Consider the following 14,901-nt stretch of genomic DNA (forward strand, 5'->3'; position numbering starts at 1 on the left):
ACCTTGTTTTCGCGATAATTAGGTCTGAGATTGTTGTAAGACTTCCGCATGATGCGGCGGCGATCAGGAGAGGAATGACGGCATGCGGTTGAAGCAAAGGTTCGAGCAGAAATTCGATGAGGAAATTCGCTTCTTCAAGGGGATGATGCAGGGACCAAAGACCGTCGGCGCCATCGCTCCGACGTCATCCGTGACGGCCCGCAAGATGGCGAGCGTGGTTGAGCCACGATCAGGTCTGCCGGTTCTTGAACTCGGCCCTGGGACGGGCGTGATTACCAAGCAGATCCTGGCGCGCGGCGTGCCGGCCGAAAAGATCGTTTCGATCGAGTATTCCAAAGATTTCTATCAGCGACTGACCCAGGACTATCCAGGCGTTCACTTCATTCATGGCGACGCCTTCGACATCGACAATACCCTTGGCGCGCTTGCGGGCCAGACATTCGACAGCGTGATCTCGGCCGTACCATTGCTCAGTTTTCCGATGCAGGCGCGTATAAGCCTCCTGGAAAAGCTGCTTGACCGCCTGCCGGCTGGCCGGCCGGTCGTGCAGATCACCTATGGCCCCGTCTCGCCCATCGTTGCCAATCCGGATCGCTACCATATCCAGCATTTCGATTTCATCGTCCGGAACATCCCGCCCGCCCAACTGTGGATCTACAGCCGCGGCTGACCCGACAGGGGCACAGCTTCGGCGTTTGCCCCTCAGAACTCCATATTGGCGCATTTCAAAGGGGATGACGGGAGAAGGCGCCCGGGGAACCCTTGCAGATTGGCGCATGTCATGCGAGTGGACGCCCATGGGGATCAGGCAGGAGTCATCGTCTTGAGTGCACGTCACCGTCTCATCGTCGGACTGGATGTCCCGACCGTCGCCGAAGCGGAAGCCGTCGTCAACACGCTCGGCAGCAGCATCTCCTTCTACAAGATCGGCTATCAGCTCGCCTTTGCCGGCGGGCTGGAATTTGCCTGCGACCTCGCGCGCGACGGCAAGCAGGTCTTTCTCGACATGAAGCTGCTCGACATCGACAACACGGTAGCGTCTGCAGTCGAGAATATTGCCCGCATGGGCATGACCATGCTGACGCTGCACGCCTATCCCAAAACAATGGCAGCAGCAGTCAAGGCCGCCGAAGGATCAGGCCTGTGCCTGCTCGGCGTGACAGTCCTCACCTCGATGGACAGCCAGGATCTGATCGATGCCGGCTACGAATATGATCCGCATACGCTGGTTCTGAAGCGCGCAGAACAGGCGCGCATCGCCGGCATGGGCGGTGTTGTCTGCTCGGCGGAAGAGGCTTCAGCCGTTCGCAAGATCGTCGGGCCGAAGATGGCGATCGTGACGCCGGGTATTCGCCCCGCTGGCGCCGACCACGGCGACCAGAAGCGGGTGATGACGCCTGCCGACGCCATTGCAGCCGGATCAAGCCACCTCGTCGTCGCGCGCCCAATCGTCAAGGCGGACGATCCGAGGGCCGCCGCACTCGCCATCCTGACGGAAATGGACGACGCGCTGGCCAAACAGGCATAATTCACCAAGCAAACGGGAGAACGGCATGCCCAAGGGATACTGGATCGCACGCGTGGATGTTCGCGACCCCGAACGCTACAAGGACTATGTCGCTGCAGCCAAACCCGCCTTTGAAAAATACGGTGCGGTCTTTCTCGCTCGCGGTGGCGCTCATACGCAGCTGGAAGGCCCGGTTCGCGCACGCAACGTGGTCATCGAGTTTCCGTCGCACCAGGCAGCTGTGGATTGCTACAACTCGCCCGAATACCAAATCGCGGCCAAGATCCGTCAGGAAGTGGCCGATGCCGAGATGGTCGTCGTCGAGGGTATCTGAGCACTTGCGCCTGAGGCTCTTTGTCCCGCGTCTAAGGCCTTGACGGGCCTTTCCCCAGACCAACGATTCGGCTAAGAGAAGCCGAGATCGCGCATATCGTGTGCGCCCATGCAGTTCAGGGGAGCCAGTCCATGACCTTGTCCAACCTTCCGCCGCTCGTCACCGTCTTCGGAGGTTCGGGCTTCGTCGGTCGGCATGTGGTCCGGGCGCTCGCCCGTCGCGGCTATCGTATCCGCATCGCCGTTCGCCGCCCGGATCTGGCCGGCTTTCTGCAGCCGCTTGGCAATGTCGGGCAGATTTCCTTTGTCCAGGCCAATCTGCGCTACCGTGACTCGGTGGATGCGGCTGTGAACGGCGCTGACCATGTCGTCAACTGCGTCGGCATTCTGTTCGAAAGCGGACGGAATGGCTTCGACGCCGTGCAGGAGTTCGGCGCGCGCGCCGTTGCGGAAGCCGCCCGCAAGGTTGGTGCGAGCCTGACCCATATCTCCGCCATTGGCGCTGATGCGAAGTCGGATTCTGCCTATGCCGCCAGCAAGGGTCGCGCGGAAGCTGGCATCAAGGCCATCCTGCCGGACGCAACCATTCTCCGCCCGTCGATCGTTTTCGGCCCGGAAGACGGCTTCTTCAACAAGTTCGCGGCCATGGCGCGAATTGCTCCCGTCCTGCCGCTTGTCGGCGGCGGCAAGACGAAGTTCCAGCCTGTTTATGTCGGCGATGTCGCCGAAGTGGTGGCCCGCGCTGTGGATGGCTCGATTGCCCGCGGCAAGATCTACGAACTCGGCGGCCGCGACGTCTCCACCTTCAAGCAGTGTCTCGAGATGATGCTCGACGTGGTCGGTCGCAAGCGCCCGCTTCTCGCCCTGCCCTTCGGCGTGGCTTCGATGATCGGCAGCATCGCCTCGGCGATCCCACTGATCACGCCTCCGCTGACGAGCGACCAGGTCAAGCTCCTGAAGAAGGATAATGTCGTCTCGGCCGAGGCCAAGGCAGAGGGCCGGACGCTTGAAGGCCTCGGCATTGAGCCGGTGACCATGGCCTCAATCCTCCCGACCTATCTGGTCCAGTATCGCCCCCATGGCCAGTATAGCGGCTCCGGCAAGGCTGCCTGAAAGCGTCTATTTTGGGTCTGACTGCGTGCTTTTGTGACATCGGACACTTCCGTTGCACAAAAGCCGCAGCTTAACCAAGACTGCCGTTAACCCTCGGTAAAGCATGGATATGCTATTGCCGTTCCCCGAGCCCACGGGTACACACAGCCCGCACGACGATCGGGCGAGACGGTCGCCAGTCCATATTCACGATAGTTTCGAGAGGCATTCCATGGGCAAACCCATCGCACTGTTTTTTGCGTGTGCGGCGCTGGTGATCATCGCAGGCTCCTTCGTGGCTCCCACCACGGTAGCCGCGAACAAGGGTAACTGCACCCCGGCATACGGCATTGATCCGTGCAGCACGGCGTCGATCCCGAGCGGTCAGTAATTTTCTTCCGATGCAAAAAGGCCGCCTTCGGGCGGCCTTTTTGTTTGTCTGCCGTGAAGCCTTGCAGCGGCATCTCAGCCGAGCACGATAAGCGCCAACAGCCCCACCGTTCCAACGGCAATCCGCCAATAGGCAAAGGGTGCGTAACCGCGTTTCGAGACGAAATTGAGCAGCGAGCGCACGACGAACAGCGCCGAGACGAAGGCTGCAACAAAACCGATCCCGATAATCAATCCATCGTCAACGCTCAGCGCGTCGCGGTTCTTGTAGAGATCGAGGGCGAAGGCACCGACCATGGTCGGCATGGCCAGAAAGAACGAAAACTCCGCGGCAGACCGCTTGTCAGCCCCCAGGAGCAGCGCGCCGACAATCGTTGCCCCCGATCGCGATGTGCCGGGCACCATGGCGAGGCACTGGAAGAAACCGATCTTTAGCGCGAGCGACAGGGGATATTCGGTGACATCATGATAGCGGGGAGTAAGCGGCTTGCGGTCGATCCACAACAGCACAAAACCGCCGAGGATCAGGACAATACAGATAAGCAGAGGCGTCTCGAATAGAACCGTCTTGATGAAGTCATGCGCGAGCGCACCGATGACAGCTGCCGGCAGAAAGCCGAGAAGAACAACACCAACGAAGCGGCGGCTCTTTTCACTCGACGGCAGCGACATCGCAATCTGCCAGAGCTTGGTGAAATAGACACTGAGGATCGCGAGGATCGCGCCGAGCTGGATGAGCACGGCAAATGTGTTTCCCGGCGATTCGAAGCCGAGGAAATGGCCAGCAAGCAGGACATGGGCGGTCGAGGATACCGGAATGAATTCCGTCAGTCCTTCGATCACGCCGAGGATAAGCGCGCTGACAATCGATTGATCTTCCATAAGGTCTCCTTCTGGAGGAAGGCTTGGGAGGGCCGCGTGACATGCTTGTGTTGAAGCATGTGAGCACCTATAGCTTGGAAGCCGAAACCATGACCAGCCCTCGATATCGAGCTGCGGCACACCAACACCCGAGAATCCGAGTCCCATGCCGACCCTGTATCATCATTCGATGTCCACCGCGTCACGTTTCATCCGTCTCGTGCTCAGCGAATACGGCTTCCAGGTGGATCTGGTGGAAGAGCAGACCTGGGAGAAGCGCCGGGAATTCCTGGCGCTCAATCCGGCCGGCACACTGCCCGTCTATGTTGACGACAACATGCGCGCGCTCTGTGGCGCCGTGGTGATTTCCGAGTTCATCGACGAGACCCATGGCGTGCTGAAGCGTGATCGCCGCCTTTTTGCCGAGGATCCCTTCCAGCGGGCGGAAATCCGCCGGCTGACCGAATGGTTTCTGGAAAAGATGGAACAGGACGTGACGCGGCCTTTGGTGCGCGAACGGGTACACAAGCTGCTGATCCCGAATGGGCTCGGCGGCGGCGCGCCGGATTCCAAGGTTCTGCGCACGGCGCGCACCAATATTCGCCATCATATGAAGTATCTGAGCTGGCTTGCAGGCTCCAGGCAGTGGCTGGCCGGCGAACGCCTGAGCTATGCGGATCTGTCGGCAGTCGCAGCTGTCTCGGTGCTCGACTATCTTGGTGAGATCGACTGGAACGAGTTCCCGATCGCCAAGGAGTGGTATCAGCGCCTGAAATCCCGCCCCTCCTTCCGGCCGTTCCTGATGGAGCGGGTGCGCGGCATTACCCCCGTCTCGCACTACGCCGATCTCGATTTCTGACGGGTTTCCGATGATCGAGCCGCAGACCGATCCGAAGATCAGGAAGCGGCGGGAAGTCCTGACGCGCTTCCTGCGCCAGGAAGCGGCAGCGCAAGGCTTCGACCTCTGTCGAGTGACCTTGCCGGATGCGATACCGGACGCGCCGCATCGGCTTCAGGCCTTCCTGGACGCTGGCCGTCACGGCACAATGTCCTGGATGGAAGAGACGAAGGAGAGGCGGGCCGATCCGCGCGTGCTGTGGTCGGATGTGCGGTCTGTCGTGATGTTCGGGATGAATTATGGTCCCGATGAGGATCCCCGGCATCTCCAGGCCCTGCCCGACAAGGCTGCCATTTCCGTCTATGCACGCAATCGCGACTATCACGACGTGATGAAGGGTAAACTCAAGGAAATCGCCACCCGCTTTGCTGCGCGGGCCGGCGCGGACGTGAAAGTCTTCGTCGACACCGCACCCGTGATGGAAAAGCCGCTGGCGGCGGCGGCCGGTCTCGGTTGGCAGGGCAAACACACCAATCTGGTCAGCCGCGATTTCGGGTCCTGGCTGTTTCTCGGGAGCCTGTTCACCACGGCCGATCTGGAGATCGACGCCGCCGAGCGCGATCACTGCGGCTCCTGCCGAGCCTGCCTCGACGCCTGTCCGACGGATGCCTTCCCTGCGCCCTATCAGATCGATGCCCGACGCTGCATTTCCTACCTCACCATTGAGCACAAGGGAGCGATCGACGTTGCGCTTCGGCCTGCCTTCGGCAACCGGATCTACGGCTGCGACGACTGTCTTTCCGCCTGCCCCTGGAACAAGTTCGCAGCCGCTGCGCGCGAGATGAAACTTGTGGCGCGCGAAGATCTCAAGGCACCTGATATCGCCTTTTTCCTGACGCTGGACGACGCTGCCTTTCGCACCCATTTCAGTGGCTCGCCCGTGAAGCGCATCGGCCGCGACCGCTTTGTCCGCAACGTGCTGATCGCCGCCGGCAATTCCGGCTCAAGCGAACTGGTAAAGGCCTGCGAGGCGTTACTCGGGGATCCCTCGGCGGAGGTGCGCGGAATGGCCGTCTGGGCGCTGTCCCAGCTGCTGGAGGGCTCTCACTTCGAGACCTTGCGACAAGCCGCTCTGGGACATGAAACAGACGAGAGCGTACGGGAGGAATGGATGAGGGAAACGGACAGATGCATATGATGATCTTCGGCGCCGGCTACTCCGGTAAGGCAATCGGCGCCTTGGCGGCAAGCCGCGGTATAACGGTGACCGGCACCACACGCAGCGCGGAGAAAGCCCAGGCGCTTGAAAAGCGGGGCATACGCCCGGCGCTGTTCGATGGGGAAACGCTGAGCGAAGCGCTCCTGGAGACCCTTTTGACGGTCACACATCTGGTTCAGTCGATTGCGCCCGGCGCAAGCGGCGACCCACTCATCCGCCTCCTTGGCCCAGCCGGCCTTCGCAAGGTCATGCCGCAACTCCAGTGGGTCTCCTATCTCTCCACAGTCGGCGTCTATGGCGACCATGACGGCGCCTGGGTGGACGAGGAAACAGCGATCAACCCCGTCTCGCAACGCTCCCTCGAGCGCGTCGAGGCCGAAGCGGCCTGGCAGTCCTTAAGTGCCCAGGAAGATTTGCCGCTCGCGATCCTCCGGCTTTCAGGCATTTATGGCCCCGGCCGCAACACCTTCGTCAACTTCGACAAGGGCACGGCGCGGCGGCTCGTCAAGAAGGATCAGGTGTTCAACCGCATCCGTGTGGAAGACATCGCCACAGCCACGGTCTTCCTCGCAGAGCCGCGCCTCGGCGGCATCTTCAACGTCACCGACGACGAGCCCTGCCCGCCGCAGGACGTGGTGACCGAGGCCGCCCGCCTGCTGGGCGTCGAACCGCCGCCGGAACAGCCGTTCGAAACGGCAGAACTGACACCCATGGCGCGCTCCTTCTACGGAGAGAACAAGCGGGTCTCGAATGCGAAGATCAAGGCGCTCGGCTTTGCCTTTCGCTTTCCCGAATACCGCGCATCACTGCAAGATCTGTGGGACATGCGGACGCGCAAGATCACAGCGCAGTGACATCATTTTATACTTGATCACCTTGCAGCAACAGCCGCAGGAGAATAGCCACAGCACTCGGCGGAGAGGTGAAGGCCTCTCCGCCCATTTTTTTGGCAATCGGAAGAATTTTTCTGACCCCGAAACGTGAACGGGATCTGAGCGACTGTGGTGGAATTTTCGTTTCCGTTTGATTCCTGAATCAAAAGAATTTTCTCTAATCCTTCATATATCATTAACCATTAATTTTCGCCTTTCCATCTCACGAATGTTACAGATTGTAACGTTACGTGATTGGATTGTGGCACGTTTTTGCCATTTTTGACCGGCTCTAGGCGTCTTGACGCAAAAGAAAACTAGCAACAACGACTAGGACAAGAATTTGACTAAGAACCGACTGACCGTGCTTGCTGCGGCAACTATTGCTGCGCTCTGTGCTTTCACCCCGGCCAATGCTGCTATGAAATCTTCCTGCGGTGGCGCATCCTGGTATGCACTCACCTCCAAGACTGCATCCGGTGAACGGATGAACGCTTCCCTGATGACGGCCGCCCACAAGACGCTGCCTTTCGGCACCAAGGTGAAAGTCACAAATGCACGCAGCGGCAAAAGCGTCGTCGTGCGGATCAATGACCGCGGCCCCTTCATCCGCGGGCGCGTCCTCGATCTTTCCAAGGCTGCGGCCCAGAACATCGGCATGGTCCGTTCCGGTCATGCAAAGGTCTGCTACGAGATCATCGGCTGACATCTCAGCTTTGCGCGTAACGGCGCAGGTCGGAACCAAGACTTGCTCTCGGCTCCTTTCGCCGTTACCACGCATTCTTCTTTGAATGAGGAGAATGAACCATGCGCCTGGGCGGACGCCTCTCCGGTGCGATCGAAGTCTTGAACGATATCGAGACCCGTCGCCGTCCCGTAGCCGATGCCCTCAAGGACTGGGGCCTGTCGCATCGCTTTGCCGGCTCCGGCGACCGTGCGGCGATCGGCAATATCGTCTACGACGCCCTGCGCATGAAACTGTCGCATGCCTATCTGATGGATGACGACAGTGCCGCTGCTCTCGGCTGGTCGGTGCTGCTGCGCCAGTGGGGCATGAGCCTCGAGGCTTTGGCCAGCGAATTCGATGGCGACAGTTTTGCCCCGGCACCGCTCGGTGAGAGCCAGATCGCCGCCTTTAGCACCCGCAATCTCGGCGATGCGCCGCTCCATGTTCAGGGTGACATTCCCGACTGGGTTCAGCCGTCCTTCGAAGAGGCTTTCGGGGAAGACTGGCTGAATGAAGCCAAGGCACTCGCCACCCGGCCGACGCTCGATCTGCGCGTGAACACGCTGAAGTCCCGGCGTGACAAGGTCTTGAAGGCTTTGGAGCGCGCAGGCGCGCAGGCCTCCCCAATTGCCCGCTTCGGCATGCGCGTGCCAGCCGGCGAAGGCCCGTCGCGCCTTCCGAACGTCACGGCCGAAATCAGCTTCCAGAAGGGCTGGTTCGAGGTCCAGGACGAAGGCTCCCAGATTGTTGCGGATCTCGTCGATCCGCATGAAGGCGAACAGGTGCTCGACTTCTGCGCCGGGGGTGGCGGCAAGACGCTCGCCATGGCGGCTGCCATGAATAATAAGGGTCAGGTGCATGCCTATGATTCCGATCGCAAGCGGCTGGCTCCGATCATCGAGCGACTGAAGCGCGCGGGCACGCATAATGTTCAGGTCCATGACGGCAGCAAGGGGCTCACCAATCTTAAGGAGCGCTTCGACCGAGTGCTCGTTGATGCCCCCTGCACCGGCACCGGCACCTGGCGGCGACGCCCTGACACCAAGTGGCGCCTGACGGACCGCAATCTGCAGGAACGCGTTGGCCAGCAGCACGAGGCCCTGACAGAGGCGTCCGCCTTCGTGCGGCCGGGCGGCTCTCTCTTCTATGTGACGTGCTCGGTCCTGCCGGAAGAGAACGATCGCCAGGTCCAGGCCTTCTGCGCGGCCAATCCGGGTTTCGAAATCGTGTCCGTTCTCTCAGACTGGAAGCGGCTGTTCGGCGCCGATGCCCCGGCACCGCGCTCGCTCGATGGAAAGACCGTCACGCTCAGCCCCGCCAGCATGGATACCGACGGTTTCTTCTTCTGTCGCATGAAGCGGATGTGACGAAGGTCAAGCCATTCGCATTTCAGCATAGTCGAGTATTTGACACCAGTTTTCTTTTCGGCCAAGACAGGGCGTCCAAACACAGGGGCGCCCGCAGGCGCCGAAGGGAGACACCATGATCCGGAAATCCGTCATCAGCGCGTCCATGGCGCTGCTGATCTCGTCGGCCGCGTTGATCGCCGGCCCCGCAGCCGCCGCACCGTCTGCGACCGAGGTGCTGACGCACTACACGGCGCTCGCGCACGCCAAATTTGAAGATTCGCTGACCACCGCCAAGGCGCTCGATGCTGCCATCGACGCCCTGATCGCCACGCCGAGCGAGGACACGCTGAAGGCTGCACGCGCTGCCTGGATTGCGGCCCGCGTGCCGTACCAGCAGACCGAAGTCTACCGCTTCGGCAATCCGATCGTCGATGCGTGGGAAGGCAAGGTCAATGCATGGCCGCTCGACGAAGGCCTGATCGACTATGTCGACGCCGGCTATGGCACCGAGAGCGACGGCAATGCCCTCTATGTTGCCAATGTCATTGCTAACCCGAAGATCAAGATCAACGGCGAGGATGTCGACGCGAGCACCATCACCCCGGCCTTCCTGGCCGAGACGCTGCACGAAGCCGGTGAAGTCGAGGCCAATGTCGCCACCGGCTATCACGCGATCGAATTCCTGCTCTGGGGCCAGGATCTGAATGGGACGGGTCCGGGCGCCGGCAACCGCCCCTTTACCGACTATGACACCAAGGCCTGCACCAATGGCAATTGCGACCGCCGCGCGGCCTATCTGAAGGCCGCATCGACGCTGCTCGTCACCGATCTTGAAGAAATGGTCGCTGCCTGGGCACCCGAAGGGGAAGCCACGAAGAGCGTGCTTGCCGATGAGAAGAAGGGCATTTCGGCCATCCTGACCGGCATGGGCTCGCTGTCCTACGGCGAACTGGCTGGCGAACGCATGAAGCTCGGCGTGCTGTTGCACGATCCGGAAGAGGAGCACGACTGCTTCTCCGACAATACCCATGCCTCGCACCAGAACGACGCGATCGGTATCGCTTCGGCCTATACGGGCGAATACACCCGCGTCGATGGCACCAAGCTCTCGGGTCCGTCGCTCTCCGAACTGGTTGCCGCCAAGGATCCTGCGCTCGATACCGAACTGAAGGGCAAGCTCGACAAGACGCTGGCCGCCATGAGCGCCATGGCCGAGCGTGCGAAGACCAAGGAAGCCTATGACCAGATGATCGGTGAGGGCAATGCCGAAGGCAATGCAACGGTGCAGGCCGCCATCGACGGGCTGATCGACCAGACCCAGAGCATCCAGCGCGTCATTGCGTCGCTGGAGCTTGGCACGATCGAGCTTGAAGGCTCCGACAGCCTTGATAATCCTGGTGCAGTTTTCCAGTAAGCAGCAAAGGCGGGCCGTGCCATAAGGTGCGGCCCGATCCCTCTCTCAATGACGTCACCCATTCTCCGCGCAGCGAGCCTGCTTCTTGTCATGTCGGCAGGCGTCCTGTCTGGACCCGCCCATGCAAGCGAGCCTTCGCTGCGCCCGGACCTTTCGCCGAAGGACCGCGCCCGGGTGGCAGCGGTCACGCGTCCCACAAGCGATTTCAGCAAGGCTGAAAACTTCGAGCTGATGCAGGGCGGTGCGGGCACCTCGACACACCGCGTCAGTGCGGATTCCTTTTCGCAATTCTCCACCAACATCACCTTTGCCGAAGAGCAGGACTTCAAGCTCGGCAATGCCCTTTTCCGCAAGCTCTGGGTCTCTTCCCCCTCCTCCACCCAGGCGTCCGACGGACTGGGCCCCCTGTTCAACGCACGCGCCTGCCAGAGCTGTCACCTCAAGGATGGCCGTGGCCATCCACCGGAAGGGGATCGCGACCAGACCTCAATGTTCCTCAGGCTTGCACGCCCTCCGACAACGCCCGAAGAGAAGGCAAAGCTTGAGCGGCTTGAGATCGCCTCGCTTCCCGACCCAGTCTATGGCGGCCAGTTGCAGGATCAGGCGGTGCCTGGTCTTGCCGCCGAAGGTCGCATGGTGATCAGCTATCAGGAAGAACCCATCATCCTTTCCGGCGGGGAAACGGTGATGTTGCGCCGGCCGACCTATTCCGTGGCCGACCTGAGTTACGGCCCACTCGATCCGGCCACCGTGCTTTCGCCGCGCATCGCCAATCCCATGATCGGGCTGGGGTTGATCGAGGCGATTGCGGATGATGACATTGTCGCACTGGCCGATCCCGATGACTGGGACAAGGACGGGATTTCCGGCCGAGTTGCTCGCGCGCGCGACCATCGCACCGGGGAAATCAAACTCGGGCGCTTCGGCTGGAAGGCGCAGAATGCTTCAGTGCGCGACCAGAGCGCCAGCGCCTTTGCCGGCGATATCGGCCTATCGACTCCTGATGATCCGCGTCATTTCGGTGACTGTACGTCACGTCAGCAGAACTGTCTTGCCGCCGCGACCGGCGTTCAGCCACGCCTTGGCGATACGGAGGCGCCCGATCCGGTGCTTGACCTCGTCACCTTCTATGCAAAGAACCTTGCCGCGCCGAAGCGCCGCGACGTCGACAGCGGCGCTGTGCTTCGCGGCAAGCAATTGTTTTACGAGAGCGGCTGCATCGCCTGTCACCGACCGAAATTCGTCACCAGCCGCCGTGCCGAAAACAAAGCACAGGCTTTCCAGCTGGTCTGGCCGTATTCGGACTTCCTTCTGCATGACATGGGCGAAGGTCTCGCCGATGGCCAGGCGGTCGGCGATGCCACCGGCCGGGAGTGGCGCACCCCTCCGCTCTGGGGTATCGGTCTCACTGAGGTCGTCAGCGGGCACACCTTCTTCCTGCATGACGGCAGGGCGCGCAATCTGACCGAGGCCATTCTCTGGCATGGCGGCGAAGCAGAAGCCGCCCGCAATGCCTTTGCCGCCGCCAATATTGAGGACCGCAAGGCCCTGATCACGTTTCTGGAGTCACTTTGATGCGGTTCTTTACACAATTTGCCCTTCTCGCTTCCATCGCCCTTCTGCCGCTCCCGGCACCCGCCCAGGAGACGGAGACGAGTGTGGGCGTCCTCGATGCGGCAAAGGTGCCGGCAGTCATGGCGCGCGCCGTCGATGACTTCATCCGCCCTGGCTACCGCCATTTCACTGAAGAGGCCGATACCATGGAGGAATCCATGGCTTTGCTCTGCGATGCGCCATCGGCGGAAAGCCTGATGAATGCGCAATCGACCTTCGGCGATCTCGTCGAGGCCTGGTCTCGGATCGAGATCGTCCGTGTCGGTCCTGTGATTGAAGGCAACCGCTTCGAACGCATTCTTTTCTTTCCCGACCGCAAGGGCACCGGCCTCAAGCAGGTGCAGGCGGCGCTCGCCAAGCCCGATCCGAGCGTGACCTCTGTCGACACGCTGAAGGACAAGAGCGTCGCCATGCAGGGGCTCGGCGCGCTGGAATTCGTGCTGTTCGGCACCGATGCCGAGACGCTCTCGACCACCGAGGGCCGCTATCGCTGCCAGTATGGTACGGCGATCGCGGCCAATCTACAGCGCCTTGGTGCAGAGCTTTCCGCCTCCTGGGATGCGCCCGATGGTGTGGCGGCTGCCTGGAAGATGCCTGGACCAAGCAATCCGCTCTACCGCGATGAGGCGGAGGCAGCCAAGGAGCTGCTGGGCGTCCTGGTGCATGCGGCCGAAACAATCCGCGACCAGCGAATTGAAAACTTCTACAAGGGGGAGCCAAAGAAGGCGCTGCCGCGTCAGGCGATCTATTGGCGTTCGGGCAATACCTTCCGTTCGATCACCGCCAATATCGAAGGCCTGCGCGACCTTCTCGACCGTTCGGGCATGGCCGAGCTTCTGCCCGAAGGCAATCGCTCGGTCGTTTCCTCGACCGATTTCGTGGCGCGGTCCCTGTCGCGGGTCTCCGGCGATATCAAGCCTGATGTCGCACACGTCTTCGAGGACCCGGCCCAGATCGCCAAGCTCGACTTCCTGCTGCTGAACAGCCGCGACCTCATCCTGCGCCTCAACAACGATCTCGGCGGCGGGATCGGGCTTGCTGCCGGCTTCTCCTTCTCTGACGGCGACTGAGATGATTGGCAGCCCGCTTATCGATCGTCGCGCCTTTATCCGCTCGGCCGGACTTGCCTTCCTTGCGAGCCTTGCACCCCGCGGTGCATTCGCGCTTTCGCAGGCCGACGCTGTCTATGCATCGGGATTGAAGCGGCCGGATGGCAGCTTCGCCATTGGGCTCGTCAGCGAAGCCGGCGCTCTGATTGATGAGATCAGCCTTCCCGGTCGCATCCATGGTCTCTGCCACAGCCCGGTCAACGGACTTTCCGTCGCCTTTGCCCGACGCCCGGGTACATTTGCCGTGGTCTTCGATTCTGAAAAACGTGTTCAACCACGCATCATCAGCGCGCCCGAGGGGCGACACTATTTCGGCCATGGCGCATTTTCGCCGGATGGCCGGCTTTTCTACGCCAGCGAAAACGATTTTGACGCCAATGCCGGCGTAATCGGCCTCTATGATTGCATCGCCGGCTTCGAGCGGGTGGGCGAAGTTCCAGCGCATGGCATCGGCACCCATGACATCACAGTCACCCCGGATGGCTTGCTGGTGATTGCCAATGGCGGGATCGAAACCCATCCCGATTTCGGCCGCACCAAGCTGAACCTCGACCATATGGAACCGTCCCTGGTGCTCGCCGATGCCAGAACCGGGACACTGATCGAAAAGCACATCCTTCCGGCCGAACTCAGCCGGCTCTCCACCCGGCACCTCGATATCGCAGCCGATGGCAAGGTCTGGTTCGCCTGCCAGTACGAGGGCCCCCGCACCGACCGGCCGCCACTCGTCGGCCATTTCGCCAAGGGGCAGGCGCTATCTTTCGTCCATCTGCCCGATGCGACAACCGATCGGCTCGGCAATTATGTTGGTGCGATTGCGGTCAACAAGAGAGAGGGCCTTGTCGGCATCGCTTCGCCAAAGAACGGCCTCTGGGCCGTCCTGGACGGGCGCGATGGTCGGCTTCTGTCCGAGACCGTGCTTCCAGATGCGGCCGGCATCGCCGCCTCGCCAAACAGCTTTGCCGTCTCGTCCTATCGCGGCGACTTCCTCGGCCAAACGGCGGCCGTTGCCTGGGACCAGCATATTGTCCGCCTCTGAGCAGATCCTGGTCTTGGACTGAAGGGGGCTGGCCAAGCAGTCCGGACCGCCCTAGATCGTGCTTATGCGCACCATCATCACCTATGCTGTCTTCATCGTTATCGTAGTCACTGCCGGGATCCTCTCAGGGCTCTCGAATGGCCCTGGCGACTGGTATCAGGCGCTGGAGAAGCCATTCTTCAACCCGCCAGCCTGGCTCTTCGGTCCTGTCTGGACGATCCTCTATGTATTGATCGGCATAGCCGGTGCCCGCATCTGGCAGCGTGCGCCGAAATCGGCTGCGATGCAGCTCTGGTTTGCCCAGATGGCCTTCAACCTGCTTTGGTCACCCGCCTTCTTCGGCCTGCAGAACCCGGAACTGGGCCTTGTCGTGATCACCGGCATGTTGGCGACGATCATTGCCTTCATGATCACGGCGAAGCCAGTTGATCGGGTTTCGCCCCTCCTTTTCGCGCCCTATCTGGCCTGGGTCGGTTTCGCGAGCCTGCTGAACCTCAGCATCGCGTTCCTCAACTGATTTCGTCTGACCGCAAGCTT

General features: G+C 61.2%; 16 protein-coding genes. 15 read left to right on the top strand and 1 reads right to left on the bottom strand.

What is annotated here, in order from left to right; all coding sequences use genetic code 11:
• Window positions 1-82 precede the first annotated feature (82 nt).
• The 5 genes from pmtA (at window position 83) to IP76_RS23225 (ending at window position 3,323) form a co-directional block, all read left to right on the top strand.
• Window positions 83-670, top strand: coding sequence for a phospholipid N-methyltransferase PmtA (gene pmtA, locus IP76_RS01090; RefSeq protein WP_054156316.1), 588 nt, complete (start codon window positions 83-85; stop codon window positions 668-670).
• Between the two features lie 153 nt (window positions 671-823).
• The gene (gene pyrF, locus IP76_RS01095; protein ID WP_054156436.1) at window positions 824-1,528 is read left to right on the top strand and encodes an orotidine-5'-phosphate decarboxylase; all 705 of its coding nucleotides are present in this window, start codon (window positions 824-826) and stop codon (window positions 1,526-1,528) included.
• Window positions 1,529-1,553: 25 nt separating this feature from the next.
• Complete coding sequence (locus IP76_RS01100; RefSeq protein ID WP_054156317.1) at window positions 1,554-1,841, top strand: DUF1330 domain-containing protein; 288 nt, start codon at window positions 1,554-1,556, stop codon at window positions 1,839-1,841.
• Window positions 1,842-1,972: 131 nt separating this feature from the next.
• Complete coding sequence (locus tag IP76_RS01105) at window positions 1,973-2,953, top strand: complex I NDUFA9 subunit family protein (protein ID WP_054156318.1); 981 nt, start codon at window positions 1,973-1,975, stop codon at window positions 2,951-2,953.
• A 211-nt stretch (window positions 2,954-3,164) separates the two neighbouring features.
• Window positions 3,165-3,323, top strand: a complete 159-nt coding sequence (locus IP76_RS23225; RefSeq protein WP_197278290.1) for a hypothetical protein — start codon at window positions 3,165-3,167, stop codon at window positions 3,321-3,323.
• Between the two features lie 74 nt (window positions 3,324-3,397).
• On the opposite strand, the gene IP76_RS01110 is transcribed toward IP76_RS23225, so the two are convergent.
• Window positions 3,398-4,204 (bottom strand): undecaprenyl-diphosphate phosphatase, encoded by an 807-nt coding sequence (locus IP76_RS01110; protein WP_054156319.1) that lies wholly within the window; start codon window positions 4,202-4,204, stop codon window positions 3,398-3,400.
• A gap of 145 nt (window positions 4,205-4,349) precedes the next feature.
• On the opposite strand from IP76_RS01110, the gene IP76_RS01115 reads away from it, so the two are divergent.
• The 10 genes from IP76_RS01115 to IP76_RS01160 all read left to right on the top strand — a co-directional run bounded on the left by IP76_RS01115 (window position 4,350) and on the right by IP76_RS01160 (window position 14,881).
• Window positions 4,350-5,042: a glutathione S-transferase family protein gene (locus IP76_RS01115; protein WP_054156320.1), complete on the top strand. Its 693-nt coding sequence runs from the start codon at window positions 4,350-4,352 to the stop codon at window positions 5,040-5,042.
• Between the two features lie 10 nt (window positions 5,043-5,052).
• Complete coding sequence (gene queG / locus IP76_RS01120) at window positions 5,053-6,219, top strand: tRNA epoxyqueuosine(34) reductase QueG (RefSeq protein WP_054156321.1); 1,167 nt, start codon at window positions 5,053-5,055, stop codon at window positions 6,217-6,219.
• Window positions 6,210-7,094 carry an SDR family oxidoreductase gene (locus IP76_RS01125; RefSeq protein ID WP_054156322.1) on the top strand — a complete coding sequence of 295 codons (885 nt, stop codon included), beginning with the start codon at window positions 6,210-6,212 and terminating at the stop codon, window positions 7,092-7,094. The genes queG and IP76_RS01125 overlap by 10 nt, the downstream gene beginning before the upstream one ends.
• Window positions 7,095-7,455: 361 nt before the next feature.
• Entirely contained in the window at window positions 7,456-7,818 is a 363-nt protein-coding gene (locus IP76_RS01130; protein WP_054156323.1) for a septal ring lytic transglycosylase RlpA family protein, read from the top strand.
• A 101-nt stretch (window positions 7,819-7,919) separates the two neighbouring features.
• Entirely contained in the window at window positions 7,920-9,206 is a 1,287-nt protein-coding gene (locus IP76_RS01135) for an RsmB/NOP family class I SAM-dependent RNA methyltransferase (RefSeq protein WP_054156324.1), read from the top strand.
• Window positions 9,207-9,321: 115 nt separating this feature from the next.
• Window positions 9,322-10,602, top strand: a complete 1,281-nt coding sequence (locus IP76_RS01140; protein WP_054156325.1) for an imelysin family protein — start codon at window positions 9,322-9,324, stop codon at window positions 10,600-10,602.
• A 90-nt stretch (window positions 10,603-10,692) separates the two neighbouring features.
• Window positions 10,693-12,177: a di-heme oxidoredictase family protein gene (locus IP76_RS01145; protein WP_245281356.1), complete on the top strand. Its 1,485-nt coding sequence runs from the start codon at window positions 10,693-10,695 to the stop codon at window positions 12,175-12,177.
• On the top strand, window positions 12,177-13,286 hold the full coding sequence (locus IP76_RS01150) for an imelysin family protein (RefSeq protein ID WP_054156327.1): 1,110 nt from the start codon (window positions 12,177-12,179) through the stop codon (window positions 13,284-13,286). The genes IP76_RS01145 and IP76_RS01150 overlap by 1 nt, the downstream gene beginning before the upstream one ends.
• A gap of 1 nt (window position 13,287) precedes the next feature.
• Window positions 13,288-14,364, top strand: coding sequence for a DUF1513 domain-containing protein (locus IP76_RS01155; RefSeq protein ID WP_054156328.1), 1,077 nt, complete (start codon window positions 13,288-13,290; stop codon window positions 14,362-14,364).
• Window positions 14,365-14,428: 64 nt separating this feature from the next.
• Window positions 14,429-14,881, top strand: a complete 453-nt coding sequence (locus IP76_RS01160) for a TspO/MBR family protein (RefSeq protein ID WP_054156329.1) — start codon at window positions 14,429-14,431, stop codon at window positions 14,879-14,881.
• Window positions 14,882-14,901: the final 20 nt, after the last annotated feature.

Origin of the sequence: Rhizobium sp. AAP43, from assembly GCF_001296045.1 — a bacterium.
Classification (GTDB): domain Bacteria; phylum Pseudomonadota; class Alphaproteobacteria; order Rhizobiales; family Rhizobiaceae; genus Allorhizobium.